Source organism: Alistipes sp., assembly GCF_048465575.1.
Lineage (GTDB): Bacteria > Bacteroidota > Bacteroidia > Bacteroidales > Rikenellaceae > Alistipes.
Genome location: NZ_DBFWLG010000034.1, coordinates 66625 through 89011 on the forward strand (window position 1 = coordinate 66625; position 22387 = coordinate 89011).

Consider the following 22387-nt stretch of genomic DNA (forward strand, 5'->3'; position numbering starts at 1 on the left):
TTCGAAAGTGATGAAACGACGGATCGCCCTCTGGATCGCCTGCTGCTTTCTGCCCGCGATCTGTTCGGGCGGCTGCCCGGATCGCGTCCGCGCGAACGGCGGCCCGGAGGCGGTCCATGCGGGCGGCTGCCCGGAGCGGGTCCGGATGTTCTATGCGGCCTACCTGACCGACCTGTTGCAGGAGGGTTCCCGCCGCGATTCGCTGTTGAGGACCTTTCTCACCCCGGAGCTCGTCGCCAAACTGGAGCGGGTCTCCCGTGCTACCGGCGCCGACCCGATCATCCGGGCGCAGGATACGACGCCGGATGCGCTGCGCACGCTGACGGTCCGCGAACAAGGGAACGACTGGTACCTGGTCGGTTATCGCACCGACGCGGACGAAGCCGCCACCTCGGTGGAGATTCCCGTTCGAACCGGAATGCGGGACGGAGCGTGCCGGATCGTCTACATCACGCCGCCCTGGCACGGCTCCCGCTGCGGGGACGAACTGCTCGCCTGCCCGCAAACCGCTCCCGAGATCGACGCCGGCACCGCATCGTCGTTTCTAAGCGGTTTTTACACGGCTTACCTCTCGGTTTATTGTGCCATGCCCGCCGATCTGGACGACCGGCTGGCGGCCCTGCGCAGCCGCTGCCTCACGCAAAATGCCCGCGAAGAGTGGGTCCGTGCCGAAGCCGGCAACAGGCTGGACGGCGCGCCGGGTTACGACCTCATGATCGGCCAGTTCGATTTCGATCCGTTGTGGCTCCCAACGCTCGAAATCGTCCCGCAGGGCAACGACCGCTTCCGGGTAAGCTATCGGGTCGGCGACCGGTCGTACCGTATCGAAATCGCATTGACCTGCGAAAACGGAAAATACCTCATCGACGATGTTCAGATGTAAGCACCTTGCCGCCCTGGCGCTGCTCCTGCTTTCGGGAGCCGCCGCGGCGCAGACGACCCCCGCCGAGCTGGCCGCGCACCCCGAGCGTTCGGCCGGCATCTACCACTCCTACGACTATGTGCCAGCCGATCCGGCGCCCGTGCCTGCGGGGTACGAACCTTTCTACATCAGCCACTACGGCCGCCACGGCAGCCGCTACCTCTCTTCGGAGAGCGCCTACGAGGAGCCGCTCGACCTGCTGCGCCGGGCCGCAGCGGCCGATGCACTGACCCCTCGCGGCCGCCGGCTGCTCGGCGAGGTCGAGGCGATCGCCGCCGATGCGGCGGGGCGCTACGGCGACCTCTCGCCCCGCGGGGTGGCGGAACACCGGGCCATCGCCGAGCGCATGTATGCAGCCTATCCCCAGGTCTTCTCGACGGACGGCCGCGAGTGCCTCGTCGAGAGCCGCTCGACGCTCGTACCGCGCTGCATCCTGAGTATGGCGGCTTTCGACGAACGGCTCAAGGAGATAGACCCTGCGATCCGCACCACGCGCGAGGCGAGCCGCCGTTACCTCGGTTATCTGGCCAACGGCGTGGCTTTGGACTCGTTGTATCGACCCGCCTCCGCCGTGGCCGACAGCCTGCTCCGGGTACGTTTGGAACCCGCACGGCTGCTGGGCGAAATATTCTCCGACCCGCAGTTCGTCCGGCGGGAGGTCCGCGACCCGCATCGGACCGCGGAGCGGCTGTTCCAGCTGGCGGGCATCATGCAGGACATCGACTACCTCGGCATTTCGCTCTACGACCTCTTTACCGACGAGGAGTTGTATGCCTTGTGGGAGGTCGAAAATGTGCGGCGCTACCTGACGATGGGGCCCTCCGAGCGCTTCGGCGATCCGGTCGTCGCCGCCGCCGAGCCGTTGCTGCGCAACATTGTCGAGACGGCCGACGAGGTCATCCGGGGCGAGCGGGCGCTCTGTGCGTCGCTGCGCTTCGGCCACGACGTCTACATTACGCCCCTCCTGGCGCTGATAGGCGTCGAGGGGGCTTCGGCGCGGGTCCGCCCCGTGGACGACGTGGCCGCGGTGTGGAACGTGCAGCAGGTATCGCCCATGGCCGCCAACCTCCAGCTGATCTTCTTCCGCAACTCCTCGACGGGCGACGTGCGCGTCCGCGTGCTGCACAACGAACGCGACGCCCGGCTGCCTGTCGCGGGCGGCCCCTACTATCCGTGGGAGACGCTGCGGGCCTATTTTGAAAATTTATACCGCTGAAACGCAGATTTTTCGGGATTTATGCGGCAGGTCGGACGAAAATGAGTATCTTTCGGGCGTAAAACATACACTATGCGACTTTATCCTCTCCTATTCATCCTTGCGGGGCTTGTCTCGTGCATCGAGAAAAACCCCGACAACAGTGCATTCCTGCAAAAATATACGGAATCGTTCTCCAACCGCACGACGGTTTCGGTGAGCATCGCCACGGCCAATCCGGGCGAATACTACTCGGTCTACTACGCCAAACCCTACGACGACGAGGGGACGCTCTGCCGCCTGCCCGCGCTGACGGGCTTTACGCCCATCGCGGCGCAGCTGGACGTACCGAAAGACGTGACCGAGCTCTACGTCGTCGGCCAGGGCGACATGACCGTCCACGAGGTGAAGAACCTCTCGATCACGCCCGCGGCCCTCTCGGTCAAGACGCGCGCCTGGGAGACAAACAAGCTGCCCGCGGCCGTGATGACGGCGGTAAACAGCCTCTATTTCCCCGAGAAGCCCAACAACGTGCGGGGTGAAAACCTCTTCAAGTGCACCGACCTCAGGATCGCCGACACGCCCAGCGACCGCGAGTTCAACGAGGCGCAGGTGTGGCTCACGTTCCTCGGCGACGGCGGCAGCCGCCAAGGCGGACTCTACGGCATGTTGTGGTGCTACACCTATCCGGCCGGGAAGATGGAGCGGCTGACGTTCGACGACTGCACGTTCTACGGCGTGAAGAACAACGAGGTGGTCGAGATCGCCTATGCCGAAATGAAAGCCAGGAAAAACTGCATCTTCGACACGCGCCGCGAGATCGACGGCAACGTCTCCTCCTACAAGAAATTCAGCTTGGGCAAGTTCGCCAAGGGGCTGAACGTCGGCTTCGTCTACCTGGGCAACAGCCTGGTGGGCAACGACGGCTTCCGCTTCACGACCCCCTCGCTCAACCCCCGCGTGCGGAATTTCACGCTGACCTATGCCGACAACAAGGAGAAATTCCGCATCGAGGACAACTACGTGGCCAACGGTTTCATCTGCCATGTGATGATGGACGGCTTCGAGGGCAATGTGCTGGGCATGGAGAACCGCATCGTCACCGAGGGCTCGAAATACGACGGCGACTACAACGACATCCTCTGCCTGGTGGAGAGCAACCCCGAAGACATCCAGCCCAACGAGGACGTGGAGATCGGCAATACGGAGAAGCCCGAAGAGATCGCCTGCACGACCACGTCCGGAATCTACCTCTTCGAGGACAACTACCCCTCGCCGGGCGATTTCGATTTCAACGACGCCGTCATCCAGTACGAGATCAAGGATTTCTATCAGTCCAAAAACCGCCACAAGCAGATCACCGTGCGCCCGCTGGCCGTAGGTTCGGGCATGACCAACACGTTCGGTTTCTGGAATTCGGGCCGCTACGCCCAGCTCATTGGCGATCTGACCAGCTACGTCAACGTCTATCCCACGCAGAGGTTCGATCCCGACTTTTTCGAATCCGTTACGCAGTCGCTCTACGGCGGGATCGAACCCTGCATGCAGAACGGCAGCGGCTACTACATCTACAAGACCAATTTCAACACGGGCGAATACCCCTGCGTGCTGGATATTCCGCTGAGTGACCCGGACGACGCCTCGTGGCAGTTCCGGTGGGCGCAGGAGCGTGCCTCGATCGACGACTGCTACTGGTTCCTCAAGGGGCCCGACGGCGGAGCCCGTGCGAAAGACTGGTACAAACACCCCAAGAACGAGAGCCTGCTCTTCGAGCGGTAGGGACGTTACGAAATGCAAGTGCGCGAAATCATCCGATTTCGCGCATTTCGTCATGTCTGTCCGATGGCGTATGCTTTCTTCTCGATTCCCGAGCATTGCCGAGATGGCGCAAGCCCTCCCTTTCTCAATCCTCCGAGCATTGCCGAGGGGTCGCAAGTCCGCCCATTTTCGATTCCCAGCATTGTCGAGGGGTGCGCAAGTCCGCCCATTTTCGATCCCCAGCGTTGTCGAGGGGTAGCAAGCCCTCCCTTTCTCGATTCCCCGAGCTCCCTTTGCCAATCCGAATGGGGTATCGGTTGCACCTCTCTTTGCTGGCCGATTAGCGGCAAAGAACTTGCCGCGGAACTCGGCAGCAGCCCGCAGCCAAGCCCGCCTGCCGAGAACCGCCATAAATCGTGTCATTCCGAACGCATGCGGGAATCTTACACTTACATCTCGCACGCCGCGTATCTCGATCGTGTCATTCCGAACGCATGCGGAGAATCTTCCGCTTCCTGTCTTGCCCATACCGCTTTCGGGCAGCGGAAAGTTCGCAGCCACCCGGGCGAGGTGCGCACCTCCTAAATTATGAACCGGATTATTACCCGAAGATCGTCCGCACGACGATTCCCGTGGCGCCCTGGTGGCGCGTGGTGTAGTCTTTTGCGATGCGGCGCGTCTTGATGAGGAACTCTTCGTTGTCGCGCAAGGGGATGAACCACGCCCGCAGCTGGTCGTAATCGGCCACCGGCCGGGCGGCGCCGAGCGTTACCAGGTCGCGTGCCTCCTTGAATTTGTGGTAGTTGGGCCCGAAAGCCACCGGCAGGCCGAACGTAGCGGCTTCGAGCGTATTGTGGATGCCGACACCGAACCCGCCGCCGATATAACTCCACGTGGCATAGCTGTACACCGACGAGAGCAGTCCCACCGTGTCGAGGATCAGCAGCTGCCGCGATCCGTATGCCGTACGGGACGTGCATTGCGAGAAGCGCAGTGCTCCGCCGCGCGTTTCGTCGATGAGCCGCCCGATGCGGGCTTCGTCCATTTCATGCGGCGCGACGACGAATTTGATCTCCGGATTTTCGTTCATCAGCCGGATGAGCAGCTCCTCGTCGGGCCCCCAGGTCGAACCGGCTACGAACAGGCGGCAGTCCCCCCGGAAACGCTCCACCACATCGATATGGCGAGCCGACCGGGCGATTTCGGCCACGCGGTCGAAGCGCGTGTCGCCGGCTACGAGTACGTTGTCGAACCCCAGCTCGGCCAGCAGCCTTTTCGACTCCTCGTTCTGCACGAACATCACGTCGAACGCCTCGAGCGCCTGCCGCCACATGCCGCCGTAGGGACGGAAGAAGATCGAACCCGGGCGGAAGATCGCCGAGACGACGTAGGTGCGCACCTTGCGGCGGCGCAGCTCTTTCAGCAGGTTGAGCCAGAACTCGTATTTGACGAAAATTGCGACCTCGGGATGCGCCGCGTCGAGGAACCGGCGGGCGTTGCGCGGGGTGTCGATCGGGAGGTAGAAAATGTAATCGGCGCCCTTGTAATCCTTGCGGATTTCGTAGCCCGAGGGGGAGAAAAAGGTCAGGAGTATCTTGTATTCGGGATGTGTTTTGCGGAGCTGTTCGATGATCGGGCGGCCCTGCTCGAACTCGCCCAGCGACGCCACATGCACCCAGACGATGCGGTCGGAGGGAGCGATGACCTCGGCCATGCGTTTGAAGAGGTTTCGGCGACCCTCTATCCAGAGCCGGGCCTTCGCGTGCCTCGGTGCTACGAGCCGGATGGCCCAGACGTATAGCGTCAGACCGAAATTATAGATCCACATCGGTATCTGCGGTTAGCGTTGGTAAATGGTAAAACATGCGTTTCTCCGGCGTCGGGCGGCTTTTTCGCAAACTCCGCGCGGCGTCAGGTTCTTTCACGGTCCGGCAAAGGTAACGTTTTTTGTCATAAAAGCAAAATTACCAGTTGTATTCCATCGCATTTTCGATGAACCGCACGCGGGGTCCGTCGGGTGTGATCTCCACGGCAGCCAGGTCGAACTGCACCTCCCATCCGTCCATGCCCGAGGCGGTCAGGAACGAGGCCGCGGCACGGCTCAGCGCCCGGAATTTTTGGAGCGTCAGCGCCGCTTCGGGCGGCGTGAGCGATCCCGCGCGGCGCGTCTTGACCTCCACGATATGCACAACTCCCGCCTTGCGGGCCACGATGTCCAACTCGTAGCGCCCCTGCCGCCAGTTGCGGGCGCACAACTCGTACCCCGCCCGGCGGAGCCATTCGGCTGCGGCTTCTTCGCCCGTGCGGCCCGTGTGGGCTGCGGCGGTTTCGTTCGGCTGGGAGTCCATGTCAACGGATGATCTTCTGGATGGTGTTCGCACGACGGATGGCCTCGGCAAGCCCCTCGGAGTCGTCGCGCTCGATCATCCGGCGCAGGAGCTGCAACTGGTGGATGTGTTCGCGCAGCACGTCCAGCACGTTGAACTTGTTGCGCAGGAAGATCGGCACCCACGTCGCGGCCGAACTCTTCGCAAGACGCACCGTGCTTTCGAAGCCGCCGCCCGCCAGGTCGAAGATGTGCCGCTCCTCGCGCTCCTTTTCGAGCACGGTGTTGGCCAGAGCGAACGAGGTAATGTGCGAAATATGCGAGACGTAGGCCGCGTGCAGGTCGTGCTCCTCGGGGTCCATGCGAACGATCGGCGCTTCGAGCGCGCGGAAGATACCCTCGACGCAGCGCAGCGCGTCGTCGTCGCTGCGCTCAGGCTCGCACAGCACCACGCTGCGCCCTGCAAAGGCGCCCCGCCGGGCCGCCTGCGGACCGCTGTATTCGGTGCCCCACATGGGGTGCGCGGCCACGAAACGGCCCCGGTTGGCGTGCATCGAGATCACCTCGCACAACTCGCCCTTGATCGACCCCACGTCCATCACCACCTGCCTCGCGTTCACGCGGTTGAGTGCCTTGACGGCCAGCAGCGGAATCGTGTCCACGGGGGTTGCCAGCACGATCAGGCCGGCCTCGGTGACCCCCTCGTCGAACGGCACGATCCGGTCCGCCAGGCCCAGCCGCAAGGCCTCGGCCGCGTGCTCTTCGTTGCGCTCGACCCCGAGTATCTCCTGCGCCAGCCCGCGGTCGCGCAGGGCGAGGGCCAGCGACCCGCCGATCAGGCCGAGACCCGCGATCAGTACTTTCATACCTATTTATAATAAGAACGAAAGGTCCTCTCCCGGCTGCACCTCGAACGGCTCGACCCCCTTGCGGAACATCCGCATCGGGCGGCCGCCGACCAGTTCGAGCCGCTCGTTTTCGTAGCGCAGCAGGCAGCCCTCCCTCAGGCCGGCCACCCAGCGGCGCGGATTGGCCTCGATATACTCTGCGATGCGCTGTTCGCGCGTCTCGCCGGCGTGCCCCGCGGGCGAGGCGTCGAGGTAGTGGGGATTGATCTGGAACCGGACGGCCCCGATCGCCTTGAACGAGAGCGGCTCGACGATCGGCATGTCGTTCGTGGTCGAGATCGTCGGACAGCAAACGTTGCTTCCGGCCGACCACCCGACGTAGGGCGTGCCGGCCTTGATGCGGCTGCGGATGGCTGCGATCAACCCTTGCTCCTGCATCTTTTTGGTCAGCGCGAACGTATTGCCGCCGCCCACGCAGATCGCCTCGGCGCGGCGGATCGTGCGCGCGGGGTCCGCGACCCGGTGGATGGAACGCACGCGGATTCCCAGCCTGTCGAACTGCGCCTGCACTCTCCTTTCGTACTCCGCGTAGGAGAACGTTACGGCGGCGTAGGGAACGAACGCGATTTCGTCGACCCCGTGGAGAAACCGGCCTATTTCGGGCAGCGGCCACGCGAGGTATTCCTCGCCGGCATTGGTCGAATTGGAGATCAGGAGGAGTTTCATAAGCAGATGGTTTCTAACGGTTTGATTAAAAAAATGTGCTAAATGTCGAAAAAGTTGTGAATAAAAAAAAGAACGGTTTTGTCAAAAGTAATAAAAAAAGTGTTACTTTTGCGCAAAATTACCCCGGAAATATCAAAGATCTATTTCCAAATAATTGTTTAACTAAAAATTTAAAATTATGTCAGAAGTTCAATCAAAAGTTGTCGAGATCATCGTTGACAAACTGGGTGTAAAGGAGTCGGAGGTAGTACCCGAAGCCAGCTTCACCAACCACCTGGGCGCAGACTCGCTCGACACCGTAGAGCTGATCATGGAGTTCGAAAAGGCTTTCGATATCCAGATTCCGGACGAGGACGCTGAGAAGATCGCTACGGTAGGCGACGCGATCACCTACATCGAGGAGCACAAGAAATAATTTCCGAAAACCAAGCATCACGGCACAAAAGCCTTGAATTTATGACTGAAAGAAGAGTAGTTGTTACGGGCATCGGTACGATCAACCCGCTCGGTAATAATATAGAGGAGTTTTTTTCGAATCTGGAGAAGGGAGTCTCGGGTGCCGCACCGATTACTCATTTCGATGCCGAAAAATTTAAGACGAAATTTGCTTGTGAGGTAAAGGATTACGACTCGACCCGCTATTTCGACCGCAAGGAGGTCCGCAAGTACGACCTCTTTACGCAGTATGCCCTCATCGCGGCCACGCAGGCCGTCGAGGATGCCGCCATCGACCTGGAAAAGGTCGACAAGGAGCAGGTGGGCGTGATTTGGAGTTCGGGTATCGGAGGCATTAAATCGTTCTTCGATGAGTGCGTGGGCTGGGCCGCAGGGGATGGAACCCCGCGGTTTAGCCCATTCTTTATTCCCCGCATGATCTCCGACATCGCCGCCGGTTTCATCTCGATGAAATACGGCTTCATGGGCCCCAACTACTGCACCGTCTCGGCCTGCGCCTCCTCGAACCACGGCATGATCGCCGCCATGGAGGCCATCCGCTACGGCAAGGCCGACATGATGATTACGGGCGGCTCGGAGGCTGCCGTGAACGAACCCTCGGTGGGCGGTTTCAACTCGATGCAGGCGCTCTCGACGCGCAACGACGACCCGCAGCACGCTTCGCGCCCGTTCGATCGGGACCGCGACGGCTTCGTGATCGGCGAGGGCGCCGGAGCGCTGGTGCTCGAAGAGCTGGAGCACGCCAAGGCGCGCGGTGCGAAGATCTATTGCGAAATCTGCGGCGGCGGGGCTTCGGCCGACGCCTACCATTTCACGGCGCCTCACCCCGAGGGCAAGGGTGCCATGAAAGCGATGCGCGATGCGATCAAGGATGCCGGCATACGGCCCGAGGAGATCGACTACGTGAACGTACACGGCACCTCGACCCCTGCGGGCGACATTCCCGAACTCAAAGCCGTGGCCGGCGTGCTGGGCGACCACATCTACCGGGTCAACATCTCCTCGACCAAATCCATGACCGGTCACCTGCTGGGTGCCGCCGGTGCCGTCGAGGCCCTTGCGTGCATCTTCGCCCTCACGCACGGCGTGGTGCCACCGACGATCAACTGCGAGAACCGTGATCCGGAGATCGACCCGCGGCTGAACCTGACGCTCAACAAGGCCCAGCAGCGCGACGTGAAATGCGCCCTGAGCAACACGTTCGGCTTCGGCGGTCACAACTCGACGGTCATTTTCCGCAAATTCTAACGCCCTGCGAAAGCCCGTGTTTGATTTCTTGCTTCGTCCTCTCAGGAGGAACCTCGGGCCCGACAAGGCGTATTACAGAACGATCGACGATCTGTTCGGATTCATTCCGCACAACATCGAACTTTACAAGCTGGCTTTGATTCACAAGTCAGCTTCTTTGGTTCTGGACGACGGCCGCACGATCAACAACGAACGCCTCGAATACCTGGGCGATGCCGTGATCGAAGCCGTCACCTCGGACTACATCTTCATCGAATTTCCCGACCGCGACGAGGGGTTCATGACCCAGCTGCGCTCGAAGATCGTCTCGCGCCAGTCGCTCAATGCACTGGCCGTGGAACTCGGGCTCGACCGCCAGGTCATCTCCAACGGCGGAGCGGCCATCGCCCAGAAACACATCTACGGCGATGCGTTCGAAGCCATGATCGGCGCCATCTACCTCGACCAGGGGTACGATTTCGTCAACCGACTGCTCATCAACAAGATATTCCTCCGCCACCTCAATCTGGAGCGCCTCACCGAGTCGGAGACCGATTTCAAGAGCCGCCTGATCGAGTGGTGCCAGAAGAACCACCACCGCATCGCTTTCCGCACGGAGCACGGACGCGAGTACGCCTCGAACCACCCGCAGTTTTGCTGTACGGTGCTCATCGACGGCATGGAGGTCGGCCACGGCGCGGGAGAGTCGAAAAAGGAGGCCGAACAGCAGGCCGCTTTCTCGGTGGCGCACTACATGACCGACGAACAGTGCGCCTCGCTGCTGGACAAGATGGACCGGCTGACCGCAACCTGATCCGCACCGAATAGCTCCGACCGCTTGTCCCGAACCGATCGGAACCCAATCACCCGTAAGACCAACCCGACACTCGAGAATCGCATGAAAAACATAGCAGATAAGATGGCCTCCCGGGGCGTGGAGTCGCTCACGGACCTCGAATTGCTGGCACTTGTGCTGGAGGACGAAGCACTTGCACAGACTCTTCTTACGACCTATGGCAACTCCCTCGCCCGCATCGGCGACGAGGATACGGCTCGCCTGAGAATGGTCGGCGGCATGGGACTTCGCCGGGCGTGCCAGCTGCACGCCGCGATGGAGCTGGGCCTGCGGTTATCGGACATGCGCGTGCTGGAGGCCGACATCATTACGACGAGCGACGACGTGGTGCGCCTCTTCCGCAGGCAGATGCAGACCCTTGCCTACGAGGAGTGCTGGGCCGTTTACCTCACCTCCTCGAACCGCATCATCGAGCGTCAGCGGGTCAGTCAGGGCGGCGTGCAGGGCACGGTCGTCGACCACCGGATCATCATCAAGCGGGCGCTCGAACTGCTGGCCACCAAGCTCATCCTGATTCACAACCACCCCTCGGGCGCCGCCGAAGCCAGCGCCCAGGACAAGGTCCTCACCGAGCGCATCGCCCAGGCGGCCGAACTGTTCGACATCGCGCTTCTGGACCACATCATCATAGCCCGCGAGGGCGACTTTTCGTTCCTCCGCGCCGGACTGATGGGGTAGGACCTCAGGGGGCCTCGCAAAGAGATAAGTTTTCCGAAAACACAAACAGGGACGATCCCAGCGGGGTCGTCCCTGTTTTATGCGTTCCGGATGCTGCCGGGTCAGTAACGGATTTTGTAAATATCCACCTCCGTGAATCCGCCGTTTTCGACAACCTCCTTTGTGCCGTTTTTACTCCGGACCTGCTGCACGGTGCGTGTCAAGGTGGCCTGGGTCACCTGCCCGTCGGCCTGCTGCGTCCATTCGATCCGCTCGTCCAGTATTTTGTAAGAGCGAACGGTGCCGTCGTGCAGCTTCTCCATCCCGTAATCGGTCTCGTCCTTGCAGCTCGCCGTCAGGTTGGCGCTGCGCCGGCCCAGCCGCCCGATGCCGGAGAGCATGGCGCCCATCGGGAACTCCCCGTCCTCGAAATCGGGACAGACGTTGAAGAGCAAGGCGTTCAGATCGAGGTTCACCGCTTCGGGGCGGTTGGTCGTCTGCATCTGGTAGTCGAACGCATAGCTGTATTCGGGGACCTTGCCGCCTTGCGAATCGAAAGCATCGAGTGCCGTGAGATTGCCGCTGCTCCAGCCGCAGCCGATGCTCTCGATCCCCGGCGTGTAATCCGTGCCGTCGTATTCGATCCGCTCGCAGTAGCCCGCGCCGTCGTACCCGAAGCTCCAGTGCTCCGTGCCGCCATCCGCACGTGCTTCGACGGCCCGGCCCGCGGCATCGAGCACGACGGTGTACGACAGGTCGCTCCCCTGGTCGTCGTTTGCCCGGAGTTCGATCTGCCGCTCTGCGTAGGCGAAAGTGAAGAGCTGCTCGATGTTGTTGGCGAGGTTTTCGGGCGTCTCGTCCATGCCGATCAGGACGACGCGGCCCGCATCGTCGTACTGGAAGCCGATCGTGGCGAGCCACTCCTCCTCGGGGGCCGAGCCGGGGGCATCCCATGTGAGCACATGGTGGAGCTCGATTCCGGTAATGCGGTTGCTGTACGGGATGATCGGGTTGTCGGTTCCCGTCTGCGTCACCCGGATTTCGAACTGCGAGTCGCCGCTGTGGATGGTGATCGTCGCCGAACGCGCCTCCTCGAACGGATTGGTTTCGAGCGCAATCCGCACCGTATAGGTGCCCGCTGCGTCGCCGTGGTCGGGCGCGATCGATACCCAGTCGGGCGCCTCGGCGCGCGTGGAGGCGATCTCCGAGCTCCAGGCCGCCGGGGTCGTGAACGTCACCCCGTTCGGGGCCTGGGTCTCATCGGCGCCGACCGTCTGTTCCAACGCCCGGGTATCCGCCACCCGGATCTGTCCGAAGAGGCCCTTGTAGTCTTCGCCTTTGCAGGTGCAGGCGGCAGTCAGCACGAGGGCCGCCAAGGCTGTTAAGAGTGTTCTGGTCATTTGCATGTCTGTTCTGTTTCCGAGGTTCTTGAACCCCTGGCGACAAAAGTAGAAAAAAAATCGCGGAGCGCCCCATATTCCTATTTATTTCGTACTTTTGTCATTCGGAAAACGATAAAACAAATCATATGACTCAGGAAGAACTATTCAAAAAGCTCGTGGCCCACTGCAAGGAGTACGGCTTCGTGTTCCCGTCGAGCGAGATCTACGACGGTCTGGCCGCCGTCTACGACTACGGGCAGAACGGCGTCGAGCTGAAGAACAACATCAAGCGCTACTGGTGGGATTCGATGGTCAAGCTCCACGAGAACATCGTCGGCCTCGACGCCGCGATCTTCATGCACCCCCGCACGTGGGAGGCCTCGGGCCATGTGGGGGCGTTCAACGACCCGCTGATCGACAACCGCGACTCGAAGAAGCGCTACCGCGCCGACGTGCTGGTCGAAGATTGGATCGCCCGCCAGGACGAGAAGATCGAAAAGGAGGTCGAAAAGGCCCGCAAACGCTTCGGCGAGACGTTCGACGAAGCCAAGTACCGCGAGACCTCCCCCCGCGTGGCGGAGCTTCTCGCCAAGCGCAACGAGGTGCATGCGCGCTTCGCCGAAGCGATGAACGCCAACGACCTGGCGGCCCTCCGTCAGATCATCCTCGACTGCGAGGTCGTGTGCCCCATTTCGGGTACGCGCAACTGGACCGAGGTGCGTCAGTTCAACCTCATGTTCTCCACGCAGATGGGCTCCACGGCCGAGGGCGCCAACACCATCTACCTCCGGCCCGAAACGGCGCAGGGCATCTTCGTCAATTTCCTGAACGTCCAGAAGACGGGCCGCATGAAAATTCCGTTCGGCATCGCGCAGATCGGCAAGGCGTTCCGCAACGAGATCGTCGCCCGCCAGTTCATCTTCCGCATGCGCGAGTTCGAGCAGATGGAGATGCAGTTCTTCGTCCGCCCCGGCACCGAGATGGCGTGGTGGAACGCCTGGAAAGAGACCCGCATGGCCTGGCACCGCGCCCTGGGCTTCGGCGACGAAAAATACCGTTTCCACGACCACGAGAAGCTGGCCCACTACGCCAACGCCGCCACCGACATCGAGTTCTGCTTCCCGTTCGGCTTCAAGGAGGTCGAGGGCATCCACTCGCGCACCGATTTCGACCTGGGCAACCACCAGCAGTTCTCGGGGCGCAAAATCCAGTATTTCGACCCCGAGACGGGCGAGAGCTACGTGCCCTACGTGGTCGAAACCTCGATCGGCGTGGACCGCATGTTCCTCCAGGTGATGTCCGCGGCCTATACCGAGGAGACTTTGGACGGAGGCGACACCCGCGTGGTGCTGCGTCTGCCGGCCGCGCTGGCGCCCGTCAAGGTCGCCGTGCTGCCGCTGGTCAAAAAGGACGGCATGCCCGAGGTGGCGCAGCGGATCGTGGACGAGTTGAAATACGACTACAACGTCGTTTACGACGAGAAGGACTCCGTGGGCAAGCGCTACCGCCGCCAGGACGCCGTCGGCACGCCTTTCTGCGTGACGGTCGACGGCCAGACGCTCTGCGACGGCACCGTCACGGTCCGTCGACGCGACACGATGCAGCAGGAGCGTGTGAAGATCGAGGCCCTGCACGCGATGGTCGAAGAGGAGTGCTCCTACCGCAGGCTTTTCACCTGACCTGTGAGCCGCATCCTCGCCATCGATTACGGAACCCGCCGTACGGGCATCGCCGTGAGCGACCCGCTGCGGCTGATTGCCGGGGGGCTTGCGACGGTCGAGACCAGGCAGCTCGAAGCGTGGCTGGCAAAATATTTCGCCGCGGAGGACGTTAGTACGATCGTAGTGGGCAAGCCCGCGCGCATGGACGGCACGCCCTCTGAAACGTGGCGCTACATCGAGCCGCTCGCGGCCCGCCTGCGAAGAGCCTGGCCCGACAAGGAGGTCGTTTTCTGGGACGAGCGCTTCACCTCGGTGCTGGCCCACCGCGCGATGCTCGAGAGCGGCATCGGACGCATGGCCCGCCGCGACAAGGCGCTGGTGGATAAGATTTCCGCCACGATTATCCTGCAATCCTACATGGAGAGCCGGGTTTCCCGTGATAACGGCTGAATTCCGTGCTTCCCTTGCAGGCCCCGAACGGGAGGTACCCATGTACATCCCGTCCGTGTCCTGCGGCACGAAACACGAAATTCAACTCGTTCTGACGAGAAACCGGACTGGGATAACGGGCTTGAATCCGTGCTTCCCTTGCAGGCTCCGAACGGGAGCGAGGTTAAGCCGCTGAAAGCACACGATCCCCGAGCCTGTCGAGGGGTCGCAGCGGCGAAACCACGGTCTCCGAGCCGCCCGGTGGGGCCGTTGCTCCGGCCGCGGGAGAAAGTAACGATAGTCATAAAATAGTATAACTTGGTAATATATGATCTACCCAATCGTAATATACGGCGACGAGGTGCTGCGCAAACGCTGCCAGCCCGTTCCGGCCGATTATCCGGAGTTGAAAAAGCTGGTCGAGGACATGTTCCTGACCCTTTCCGAAGCCGAGGGCGTGGGTCTTGCCGCCCCGCAGATCGGCAAGGACATGCGCCTGTTCATCGTCGACTGCACGCCCTGGGCCGACGAGGACCCCACGTGCGCGGACTACAGGCGCGCATTCATCAACGCCGAGATTTATGCCCTCTCCGAGGAGACGAAGACCTACAACGAGGGGTGCCTTTCGTTCCCCGGCATCCACGCCGACGTGCAGCGCTCGCTGGCGATCCGCATGCGTTATCTGGACGAGGAGATGAATCCCCACGACGAGGAGTTCACGGGCCTGAGGGCCTGGGTCATCCAGCACGAGTACGACCACATCGAGGGCACGGTCTTTACCGACCGCATTTCGCCGCTTCGCCGCAACCTGTTGAAAGGCAAGCTGCTGAATCTCGTCAAAGGCAAATACCGCTGTGCGTATAAAACCAAATGACATAACCGATATGAAGAAATTTTTCGCATTCATTTTCGCCGCTGCGCTCTGTATGGGGTGCATCAAGTCGCCGCTCTTTGGCGGTATCTACACCGATGTCAAGGACGGGCTGGCCGTGACGGGCAATGCCGGATCGAGCAAGGTCGGCACGGCCGAGGCAAAGGGCTACGTGGGCGTGGTCGCTCTGGGCGATGCCAGCATCCAGGCCGCCGCCCGCGAAGCCGGCATTACGCGCATCCACCATGTCGATTACCAGGCCAAGTCCTATGTCGGCGTCTATACGATCTACACGGTCATCGTCTACGGTGATTAAGCGCGCGCTGCTGCTCCTGCTCACGACGGTGGGCCTCACGGCAGGTGCCCGCTCGCAAAACATTCGCGGCCGCTATGTCTCGAAAGCCCAGGCGGACGGGACGATCTACCACACGCTCCCCGTCACGCTGTTCGAGAGCCCCCGATGGGGCGATCTGACTTTCGACATGACCTACAAGGAGGGGCAGGACGGCCGCGTGACGATCAATTTCACTTGCAGCTTGCCGCAGCCTGCCGCAGCCGATTCGGTCCGGTTCCGCTCGGGCGATGCCAGCCTGGCCGGTCCGGTGGAGCGGCTCTACCTCGAACCCGGGAAAAAAGGGTGGCGCCACCGCTACTCGCTGCGTACGGATGCCGCCCCCGTATGTGCTTTCTTCGACGAGCGGGCGACGCCCGAGGCGACGCTCTGGTCCGGCGGCCGGGCTTACGAATACCCCGTACGACGCTCGGCCTGGCGGTCGTATGCCCCCGTCGGCTACCGGATTTTCGAGATGATCCGCCAGAACGAACAGTAACGCAAAAACTCCCGGAAAACATTGTTTTCCGGGAGTTTTCGCTCTCTGAGGCGCTGCTTAGAAACGGTACGAAGCGCCGATGTTGATCAGGAACGGATCGTTGCGGTTGCTGGCCGTCTGGATGATCCACTTGAATGCGGCCGTCAGGTCCCAGCGGCGCGAGACGGCGAAATCGGTACCCACACCGAAATCGATGCCGCACGACCAGTCGCCGAAATCATTGGCTCCCACACCTACCTGCGGATAGATGTCCCACCGGCGGGTGAGTTGGAAGAGGTACTGGATGTCGGCGCTGACGTCGATCGAGCAGTTCTTTTCGAGCAGTGCCGTGATGGCCGGCTGGATGCGCCAGTGGTTGGTGATGCTGTAACGGCCGTAGGCACCCACGCCCAGAACCGCGCCGTCCATGTCGGTATTCATGTAGATACCGAGCTGGGGACCTACCGCCCAGCGGGTCTCCTCGCTGCGGAACCCTTCGGTCGTGCGGACATAGGGGTTGTTGGTCGTCCCCGTCCCGTAACGGTCGTCGCGTACCTGACCGGTCGTACGGTCCGTGCGGTCGTTGTACGCATTGCGCGTGTCGTTACGGTAGTAGCCGTCACGCCGCTGCTGATACTCTTGCGCCGATACCGTGAATGCGATCAAAGCGGCTACGGCAGTGAAAAGAATTTTTTTCATGTTCGTTACTTTTACAGAATGAGAGTTGTTTCGTTTTCCGACAAGACTCTGCAACACTCGTGCCGTCCCGGGAATTTCCCGCGCGATGTCGCACGGATTGTCGCTGAGGTCGAATCGGACCGCCGGGGATTTGCCGGTTCGCATTTTTTTCGTATCTTTGGGTCACAAGATCGTGCAAACAGTTTTTATTTTTGTGTAAATCATTGATTATGAAAAAGTTATTTTTTACCTTGCTGATCTCCTGCTTCGCGCTGGGTCTTGCCCGGGCACAGGACAATGCGGTGGGTCTTCGATTCGGCGGCAGTGCGGAACTGCTCTACCAGCGCAACTTGAGTACATCCAATTTCGTGCAATTCACCCTCTCGTTCCCCAATTACGACGGTCTGGCCGCCACGGGAATCTACAACTGGCGCTGTTTCCAGTGGGACTGGACTCCCCAAACGTGCGACTGGTTTTTGAATGCCGGTGTGGGCGGTGCACTGGGTATGTACAATTTCGACAAGGCGGGTTTTCTCTTGGGCGTAGCCGGCTCGTGCGCTTTCGGCTGCCAGTTCAAAAGCGTCCCCATCTCGCTCTCGGTCGACTACCGGCCGATCATCGGTGCGGTGATCGGAGGAAACTCCAAGGGCTTCTTCACCCCCGGCTTCTGGAATTTCGGTATCTCCGTGGCCTACCATTTCTGACGTAAACGAATCGTTTTAGGTTGAGCGTCCCTGTTTCAGGGGCGCTTTTTTGTGCCCTGTCCCGGCGGCGGCAGTCCGCAGCCACCCCCGGCGGAGGACGGCGCTAAGGTGAAAAGTGAAAGGTGAAAGGTGAAAAGTCATCAGTTGTCAAACCGCGAAGCATTTTCGATCCCCGAGCCTGTCGATGGGTCGCAAAAGGTGAAAGGACAAAAGTGAAAATTGTCATATCGAACAATGTGAAGAATCTTCCGCTTCCATTCCTCGCCGCCAAAGGCAGCGGCAGTCCGCAGCCACCCCGCAAAAAAAAGACCTGCCCCGAAAGGCAGGTCTCATCGATAGCAGTGTAATAGCGGTTCTATTTCTCCTTGAGCGCTGCGTGTGCGGCGGCCAGGCGCGCGATGGGCACGCGGAACGGCGAGCAGCTCACGTAGTTGAGTCCGGCATAGTGGCAGAACTCCACCGACGAGGGTTCGCCGCCGTGCTCGCCGCAGATGCCGCACTTGAGGTTCTCGCGCACGCCGCGTCCCTTGAAGACGGCCTCGCGGATCAGCTGACCCACGCCGTTGCGGTCGAGAATCTGGAACGGATCGTTCTTCAGAATACCCTTGTCGAGGTAGACGGGCAGGAACTTCGAGATGTCGTCGCGCGAGAAGCCGAGGGTCATCTGCGTCAGGTCGTTCGTGCCGAACGAGAAGAACTCGGCCACCTCGGCGATCTGATTGGCCGTCACGGCGGCGCGCGGCACCTCGATCATCGTGCCCACGAGGTAGTCGATCTTGTCGTTGCGCTCCGAGAAGACCTGCTCGGCCGTGGTGTCGATGATGTTTTTCTGGTAGCGCAGCTCCTTGTGGTTGCCCACCAGCGGCACCATGATCTCCACGTGGACGGGGGTACCTGCGGCGCGGACGTTCATCGCGGCTTCGATGATGGCGCGGGTCTGCATCTCGGTAATCTCGGGGTAGGTGTTGCCCAGGCGGCAGCCGCGGTGTCCGAGCATGGGGTTGAACTCGGCGAGCGACTCCACTTTCGAGACGATCTTCTCGAACGGTACGTTCATCTCTTCGGCCATCTCGCGCTGTCCCTTTTCGTCGTGGGGCACGAACTCGTGCAACGGCGGATCGAGCAGGCGGACGGTGACGGGAAATCCGTTCATGGCCTTGAACAGGCCCTCGAAATCGCCCCGCTGAATGGGCAGCAGCTTCGCCAGGGCCACGCGGCGGCCGGCCTCGTCGTCGGCCAGAATCATCTCGCGGAACGCCTTGATGCGGTCGCCCTCGAAGAACATGTGCTCGGTGCGGCACAGGCCGATACCCTCGGCGCCGAACACGAACGCCTGCGCGGCATCCTTGGGAGAGTCGGCGTTGGCGCGGACTTTCAGCACGGAGTACTTGCCGGCCAGCTCCATCAAATGGCCGAAATCGCCGCTCAGGTCGGCGGCCTGGGTGGCTACCTTGCCCAGGTAGACCTCGCCGGTCGAGCCGTTGAGCGAAATCCAGTCGCCCTCCTTGACCGTGAAGCCGTTGACGCGGATCGTGCGCGCCTTGTAGTCGATCTCCAGCTCCCCGGCGCCCGAGACGCAGCACTTGCCCATGCCGCGCGCCACGACGGCCGCATGCGAGGTCATGCCGCCGCGTGCGGTGAGGATACCGGCGGCGTCGAGCATGCCCTTGAGGTCCTCGGGCGAGGTCTCGATGCGCACCAGAATGGCCTTTTGGCCCGTCTTTTCGAGTACTTTCTCGGCGTCGTCGGCGAAGAACACCACGGGTCCCGTGGCGGCGCCCGGCGAGGCGGGCAGACCCTTGGTGATGACCTCGGCCGAAGCGATCGCTTTCTTGTCGAAGACCGGGTGGAGCAGCTCGTCTAACTTGGCGGGCTCGCAGCGCAGCACGGCGGTCTTCTCGTCGATCAGCCCCTCGCGGAGCATGTCCATGGCGATTTTGACCATCGCGGCGCCCGTGCGCTTGCCGTTGCGACACTGGAGCATCCAGAGCTTGCCGTCCTGGATCGTGAACTCGATGTCCTGCATGTCGGTGAAATAGTGCTCGAGGTGGTGCTGAATCTCGTCCAGTTCTTTATAAACCACGGGCATCACCTCTTCGAGCGAGGGGAATTTCGTGCGGCGGTCCTCCTCGGAGATGTTCTGCGCCTTGGCCCAGCGCTTCGAACCCTCAATGGTGATCTGCTGCGGGGTGCGGATGCCGGCCACCACGTCCTCACCCTGGGCGTTGATCAGGTACTCGCCGTTGAAGATGTTTTCACCCGTGGCGGCGTCGCGCGAGAAAGCTACGCCCGTGGCCGAATTGTCGCCCATGTTGCCGAAGACCATCGCCTGCACCGACACGGCCGTGCCCCACTCGGCAGGGATGTTGTTGAGCTTGCGGTAGAGGATGGCGCGGTCGTTCATCCACGAGCCGAAGACGGCGCAGATGGCGCCCCAGAGCTGATCCCAGGGATTGGTGGGGAAATCCTCGCCGGTCTGCTTCTTGACGGCGGCCTTGAAATCGGCCACCAGCTCTTTGAGGTCGTCTGTCGTTAGGTCGGTGTCGTTCTTCACGCCGCGCTTCTCTTTCTGCGCTTCGATCAGCACCTCGAACGGGTCGTGGTCCTCTTTCGATTCGGGCTTCATGCCCAGCACCACGTCGCCGTACATCTGAACGAAACGGCGGTACGAGTCCCACGCGAAACGCGGGTTGCCCGTGCGCTTCGAAACGGCCTCGACGGCCTGGTCGTTCATGCCCAGGTTGAGGATCGTGTCCATCATGCCCGGCATGGACGCGCGGGCGCCCGAACGAACCGACACCAAGAGCGGCTTCTCCCGGTCGCCGAACTGCATGCCCGTCAGGCGCTCGATGTTCTTCATCGCGCGCTCGACCTCGGGCCGCAGCAACTCGATGACGGCCTGCTTGCCGTGCTTGTAATATTCGGCGCATACCTCCGTGGTGATGGTGAATCCCGGGGGGACGGGGATGCCGATGAGGTTCATCTCGGCGAGGTTGGCCCCTTTGCCGCCGAGCAGTTCGCGCATTTTGCCGTTCCCCTCGGCCTCCTTGTTGCCGAAAGTGTAGACTCGTTTAACGTCTGCCATAGTCATCTGGATTTTAAATTGTATAGTAAAGTTAAAAAATTTTTCCCGATTGCACCCCGTTTGCTAACAAAAAATGCAATTGTCCGGATGTTGCCATCCGGTTCAAAAATTTATTTTCGCCCGAGGGATTGCGAATATAGGAAAACTTTTCGGAATATCCAAAAAAATCTACTCGATATAGACATATACGGGCAGCGCATAGCCTGGGCCGCCGCGGTAAAGGCCCTTTTCGTAGGTGGCCAGCGGGCTTCCGGTCGCGGGATCGAGGAGCCAGCGGCGGGCGAACACCTCGGCGTCGGAGGCACGCAAGGACGTGTCGATCAAGATGCGGTCGCGCATTGCCCAGCCCCGGCTGCGGCGGATGTTGCCCCGTCCGGCCCGCTCGGCGCGGGCCGAGGCGTCGCGCAGCCCGCAGGCTTCCAATGTGCCGGCCGGGATGCGGCCCATCACGACGAGCTTTGTGCCGGGACGTTCCTGGCGCAGATCCCTGACGACCCATTCGGCCATGCGCGGATCGCTGCACAGGACCAGACCGACCGTATCTCGGCGTTTTCCGTGCCGCAGCAATCCCTCGACATAGAGGTAGCGGCGACCCGGCTCCGCGTAGTGCGGGTAGAAGCGGTCGCCGTAGTAAAGGAGGGCGAAATCCATGCCGTCCAGCGCGTTGAGCGTGCGGTGCAGGTAGACGTAATCGCCCCGGCAGGCGGCCGCCAGGTCGCGGACCACGGCTTCGTTCTCCACGCTCCACACGCCGACAAGAGGCAGGGCCATCGAGTCCAGGAGGGCCGCTGTCTGTGCGATCTTGCGCCGATAGCGCTCCGCGCTCCAGCGGAGCCGGCCCGCGGGCGTGTAGTCCGTATCGTCGTAGAAAGGTGCCGGGAGGGTATCGTAGAGGTGGTCCGCATCGACGTAAGCGATACCCAGCGGCGGGTGCGCGGCTGCGTGCCCGCAATTAAAAATTAAGAATGAAAAATTAAAAATTGCAAGGAGCACGTTTGTTAGCCGACTCCCATGCGATTTTATGTTCCATAAGTTCATAGCGGTTTTTCGGGCAGAAAATCGCGTGGCGAGCAGCCGAGGTATTTGGCGATCTCGTTCAGGTGGTTGAGGTTGTATTTTATGTCGTATTTCGAACTTTCGGCCATTCCGATGAAACCTCTTGAAACACCGATACCGTAGGCCAACATGGCTTGCGAAACTTTTTGAGCCATGCGCTCTTTGCGGATGGCTTCAATTACATAGATGTCCACGGGTGTTTTCACAAAGCATGTTTGATAGTGCAAAACTAAAAAACGTGCCATTTGTGATGCTCTTCTATACGTGAGTATACTCATGTGTGATGAGTGTCTTTCACATGTGGTTAGATTCCTGTGTGATTAAGCGGTTCGCAGCCAGCGGAGGTCTGCTCGAAGCCGAAGAGCTGCGTGCAGTCCTCCGCCCGGGGGTGGCTGCGGACTGCCGCCGCGTTCCGCGGCGAAAACGGTTCCCCGAGCCCGAGCCTGACAAGGGGGCGCAAAGCAAAAAAGTCAGCGGAAGATTCCTCGCATGCGTCCGGAATGAAAAAATAATAAGTGGATCGGCTGATGCTGCGGTCCGATGCGGCCACAAAAAACGGGCCTGCCCGGCGCAGCCATCACGGCGCCGGGTAGGCCTTTGAACTATTTGGACGGAGGTTTCAGAACCTCCTGCGCGGTTGTCCGTCCGAAGCGACGGTTTCTTGAGCCGAAGCCGCAAGACCGAGGGTTTCACCATGCACACGATTTACGTTCATCGTGTGCAACCCGCGGCTTGTCGGGG

22 protein-coding genes are annotated in these 22387 nt (G+C 61.2%); 13 read left to right on the forward strand and 9 right to left on the reverse strand.

Going from position 1 to position 22387, the window contains the following annotated elements; all coding sequences use genetic code 11:
- Positions 1 to 10 precede the first annotated feature (10 nt).
- The 3 genes from ACMQ11_RS09030 (at position 11) to ACMQ11_RS09040 (ending at position 3896) form a co-directional block, all read left to right on the forward strand.
- Positions 11 to 883: a DUF3828 domain-containing protein gene (locus ACMQ11_RS09030; RefSeq protein WP_418992439.1), complete on the forward strand. Its 873-nt coding sequence runs from the start codon at positions 11 to 13 to the stop codon at positions 881 to 883.
- Positions 870 to 2138: a histidine-type phosphatase gene (locus tag ACMQ11_RS09035; RefSeq protein WP_418992440.1), complete on the forward strand. Its 1269-nt coding sequence runs from the start codon at positions 870 to 872 to the stop codon at positions 2136 to 2138. The genes ACMQ11_RS09030 and ACMQ11_RS09035 overlap by 14 nt, the downstream gene beginning before the upstream one ends.
- A gap of 72 nt (positions 2139 to 2210) precedes the next feature.
- The gene (locus tag ACMQ11_RS09040; RefSeq protein ID WP_418992441.1) at positions 2211 to 3896 is read left to right on the forward strand and encodes an LruC domain-containing protein; all 1686 of its coding nucleotides are present in this window, start codon (positions 2211 to 2213) and stop codon (positions 3894 to 3896) included.
- A 580-nt stretch (positions 3897 to 4476) separates the two neighbouring features.
- Here ACMQ11_RS09040 and ACMQ11_RS09045 read toward each other — a convergent pair.
- From ACMQ11_RS09045 to pepE, 4 genes are all read right to left on the reverse strand, one after another.
- The gene (locus ACMQ11_RS09045; RefSeq protein WP_418992442.1) at positions 4477 to 5703 is read right to left on the reverse strand and encodes a 3-deoxy-D-manno-octulosonic acid transferase; all 1227 of its coding nucleotides are present in this window, start codon (positions 5701 to 5703) and stop codon (positions 4477 to 4479) included.
- Positions 5704 to 5839: 136 nt separating this feature from the next.
- On the reverse strand, positions 5840 to 6223 hold the full coding sequence (locus ACMQ11_RS09050) for a YraN family protein (RefSeq protein WP_418992443.1): 384 nt from the start codon (positions 6221 to 6223) through the stop codon (positions 5840 to 5842).
- A 1-nt stretch (position 6224) separates the two neighbouring features.
- Entirely contained in the window at positions 6225 to 7067 is an 843-nt protein-coding gene (locus ACMQ11_RS09055; RefSeq protein WP_418992444.1) for a prephenate dehydrogenase, read from the reverse strand.
- 6 nt (positions 7068 to 7073) lie between these two features.
- Positions 7074 to 7775 (reverse strand): dipeptidase PepE, encoded by a 702-nt coding sequence (gene pepE / locus ACMQ11_RS09060; protein ID WP_418992445.1) that lies wholly within the window; start codon positions 7773 to 7775, stop codon positions 7074 to 7076.
- A 178-nt stretch (positions 7776 to 7953) separates the two neighbouring features.
- Between pepE and ACMQ11_RS09065 the strand changes: the two genes are divergently transcribed.
- The 4 genes from ACMQ11_RS09065 to ACMQ11_RS09080 all read left to right on the forward strand — a co-directional run bounded on the left by ACMQ11_RS09065 (position 7954) and on the right by ACMQ11_RS09080 (position 10992).
- Positions 7954 to 8190, forward strand: a complete 237-nt coding sequence (locus tag ACMQ11_RS09065; protein ID WP_195461447.1) for an acyl carrier protein — start codon at positions 7954 to 7956, stop codon at positions 8188 to 8190.
- Between the two features lie 41 nt (positions 8191 to 8231).
- Complete coding sequence (gene fabF, locus ACMQ11_RS09070) at positions 8232 to 9479, forward strand: beta-ketoacyl-ACP synthase II (protein ID WP_418992446.1); 1248 nt, start codon at positions 8232 to 8234, stop codon at positions 9477 to 9479.
- A 91-nt stretch (positions 9480 to 9570) separates the two neighbouring features.
- Positions 9571 to 10272, forward strand: coding sequence for a ribonuclease III (rnc, locus tag ACMQ11_RS09075; RefSeq protein WP_418992459.1), 702 nt, complete (start codon positions 9571 to 9573; stop codon positions 10270 to 10272).
- A gap of 84 nt (positions 10273 to 10356) precedes the next feature.
- The gene (locus ACMQ11_RS09080; protein WP_418992447.1) at positions 10357 to 10992 is read left to right on the forward strand and encodes a JAB domain-containing protein; all 636 of its coding nucleotides are present in this window, start codon (positions 10357 to 10359) and stop codon (positions 10990 to 10992) included.
- A 101-nt stretch (positions 10993 to 11093) separates the two neighbouring features.
- On the opposite strand, the gene ACMQ11_RS09085 is transcribed toward ACMQ11_RS09080, so the two are convergent.
- Positions 11094 to 12371 carry a BACON domain-containing protein gene (locus tag ACMQ11_RS09085; protein ID WP_418992448.1) on the reverse strand — a complete coding sequence of 426 codons (1278 nt, stop codon included), beginning with the start codon at positions 12369 to 12371 and terminating at the stop codon, positions 11094 to 11096.
- A gap of 128 nt (positions 12372 to 12499) precedes the next feature.
- On the opposite strand from ACMQ11_RS09085, the gene ACMQ11_RS09090 reads away from it, so the two are divergent.
- The 5 genes from ACMQ11_RS09090 (at position 12500) to ACMQ11_RS09110 (ending at position 16144) form a co-directional block, all read left to right on the forward strand.
- A complete protein-coding gene (locus ACMQ11_RS09090; RefSeq protein WP_418992449.1) occupies positions 12500 to 14032 on the forward strand; it encodes a glycine--tRNA ligase in 1533 nt (510 codons plus the stop codon).
- Positions 14033 to 14035: 3 nt separating this feature from the next.
- Complete coding sequence (ruvX, locus tag ACMQ11_RS09095; protein WP_418992450.1) at positions 14036 to 14464, forward strand: Holliday junction resolvase RuvX; 429 nt, start codon at positions 14036 to 14038, stop codon at positions 14462 to 14464.
- Between the two features lie 307 nt (positions 14465 to 14771).
- The gene (def, locus tag ACMQ11_RS09100) at positions 14772 to 15317 is read left to right on the forward strand and encodes a peptide deformylase (protein ID WP_418992451.1); all 546 of its coding nucleotides are present in this window, start codon (positions 14772 to 14774) and stop codon (positions 15315 to 15317) included.
- Between the two features lie 10 nt (positions 15318 to 15327).
- Positions 15328 to 15630 (forward strand): TRL-like family protein, encoded by a 303-nt coding sequence (locus tag ACMQ11_RS09105; RefSeq protein WP_418992452.1) that lies wholly within the window; start codon positions 15328 to 15330, stop codon positions 15628 to 15630.
- Positions 15623 to 16144, forward strand: a complete 522-nt coding sequence (locus ACMQ11_RS09110) for a hypothetical protein (protein WP_418992453.1) — start codon at positions 15623 to 15625, stop codon at positions 16142 to 16144. The genes ACMQ11_RS09105 and ACMQ11_RS09110 overlap by 8 nt, the downstream gene beginning before the upstream one ends.
- Positions 16145 to 16201: 57 nt before the next feature.
- Here the strand turns inward: ACMQ11_RS09110 and ACMQ11_RS09115 are convergent, their stop codons facing one another.
- Positions 16202 to 16822 carry a hypothetical protein gene (locus tag ACMQ11_RS09115; protein WP_418992454.1) on the reverse strand — a complete coding sequence of 207 codons (621 nt, stop codon included), beginning with the start codon at positions 16820 to 16822 and terminating at the stop codon, positions 16202 to 16204.
- Between the two features lie 209 nt (positions 16823 to 17031).
- Here ACMQ11_RS09115 and ACMQ11_RS09120 point away from each other — a divergent pair, with 209 nt between their 5' ends.
- On the forward strand, positions 17032 to 17505 hold the full coding sequence (locus tag ACMQ11_RS09120; protein ID WP_418992455.1) for a hypothetical protein: 474 nt from the start codon (positions 17032 to 17034) through the stop codon (positions 17503 to 17505).
- A 355-nt stretch (positions 17506 to 17860) separates the two neighbouring features.
- On the opposite strand, the gene ppdK is transcribed toward ACMQ11_RS09120, so the two are convergent.
- The 3 genes from ppdK to ACMQ11_RS09135 all read right to left on the reverse strand — a co-directional run bounded on the left by ppdK (position 17861) and on the right by ACMQ11_RS09135 (position 21852).
- Positions 17861 to 20590, reverse strand: coding sequence for a pyruvate, phosphate dikinase (gene ppdK, locus ACMQ11_RS09125; RefSeq protein WP_418992456.1), 2730 nt, complete (start codon positions 20588 to 20590; stop codon positions 17861 to 17863).
- Positions 20591 to 20758: 168 nt separating this feature from the next.
- Positions 20759 to 21583 carry a hypothetical protein gene (locus tag ACMQ11_RS09130; RefSeq protein WP_418992457.1) on the reverse strand — a complete coding sequence of 275 codons (825 nt, stop codon included), beginning with the start codon at positions 21581 to 21583 and terminating at the stop codon, positions 20759 to 20761.
- 41 nt (positions 21584 to 21624) lie between these two features.
- On the reverse strand, positions 21625 to 21852 hold the full coding sequence (locus ACMQ11_RS09135; protein ID WP_418992458.1) for a helix-turn-helix domain-containing protein: 228 nt from the start codon (positions 21850 to 21852) through the stop codon (positions 21625 to 21627).
- Between the last annotated feature and the right edge of the window lie 535 nt (positions 21853 to 22387).

Bases quoted from the DNA above. Each gene is read 5' to 3' on its own strand.
- ACMQ11_RS09030 (WP_418992439.1), top strand. From the start codon at position 11: ATGAAACGACGGATCGCCCTCTGGATCGCCTGCTGCTTTCTGCCCGCG.
- ACMQ11_RS09035 (WP_418992440.1), top strand. From the start codon at position 870: ATGTTCAGATGTAAGCACCTTGCCGCCCTGGCGCTGCTCCTGCTTTCG.
- ACMQ11_RS09040 (WP_418992441.1), top strand. From the start codon at position 2,211: ATGCGACTTTATCCTCTCCTATTCATCCTTGCGGGGCTTGTCTCGTGC.
- ACMQ11_RS09045 (WP_418992442.1), bottom strand. From the start codon at position 5,703: ATGTGGATCTATAATTTCGGTCTGACGCTATACGTCTGGGCCATCCGG.
- ACMQ11_RS09050 (WP_418992443.1), bottom strand. From the start codon at position 6,223: ATGGACTCCCAGCCGAACGAAACCGCCGCAGCCCACACGGGCCGCACG.
- ACMQ11_RS09055 (WP_418992444.1), bottom strand. From the start codon at position 7,067: ATGAAAGTACTGATCGCGGGTCTCGGCCTGATCGGCGGGTCGCTGGCC.
- pepE (WP_418992445.1), bottom strand. From the start codon at position 7,775: ATGAAACTCCTCCTGATCTCCAATTCGACCAATGCCGGCGAGGAATAC.
- ACMQ11_RS09065 (WP_195461447.1), top strand. From the start codon at position 7,954: ATGTCAGAAGTTCAATCAAAAGTTGTCGAGATCATCGTTGACAAACTG.
- fabF (WP_418992446.1), top strand. From the start codon at position 8,232: ATGACTGAAAGAAGAGTAGTTGTTACGGGCATCGGTACGATCAACCCG.
- ACMQ11_RS09080 (WP_418992447.1), top strand. From the start codon at position 10,357: ATGAAAAACATAGCAGATAAGATGGCCTCCCGGGGCGTGGAGTCGCTC.
- ACMQ11_RS09085 (WP_418992448.1), bottom strand. From the start codon at position 12,371: ATGACCAGAACACTCTTAACAGCCTTGGCGGCCCTCGTGCTGACTGCC.
- ACMQ11_RS09090 (WP_418992449.1), top strand. From the start codon at position 12,500: ATGACTCAGGAAGAACTATTCAAAAAGCTCGTGGCCCACTGCAAGGAG.
- def (WP_418992451.1), top strand. From the start codon at position 14,772: ATGATCTACCCAATCGTAATATACGGCGACGAGGTGCTGCGCAAACGC.
- ACMQ11_RS09105 (WP_418992452.1), top strand. From the start codon at position 15,328: ATGAAGAAATTTTTCGCATTCATTTTCGCCGCTGCGCTCTGTATGGGG.
- ACMQ11_RS09115 (WP_418992454.1), bottom strand. From the start codon at position 16,822: ATGAAAAAAATTCTTTTCACTGCCGTAGCCGCTTTGATCGCATTCACG.
- ACMQ11_RS09120 (WP_418992455.1), top strand. From the start codon at position 17,032: ATGAAAAAGTTATTTTTTACCTTGCTGATCTCCTGCTTCGCGCTGGGT.
- ppdK (WP_418992456.1), bottom strand. From the start codon at position 20,590: ATGGCAGACGTTAAACGAGTCTACACTTTCGGCAACAAGGAGGCCGAG.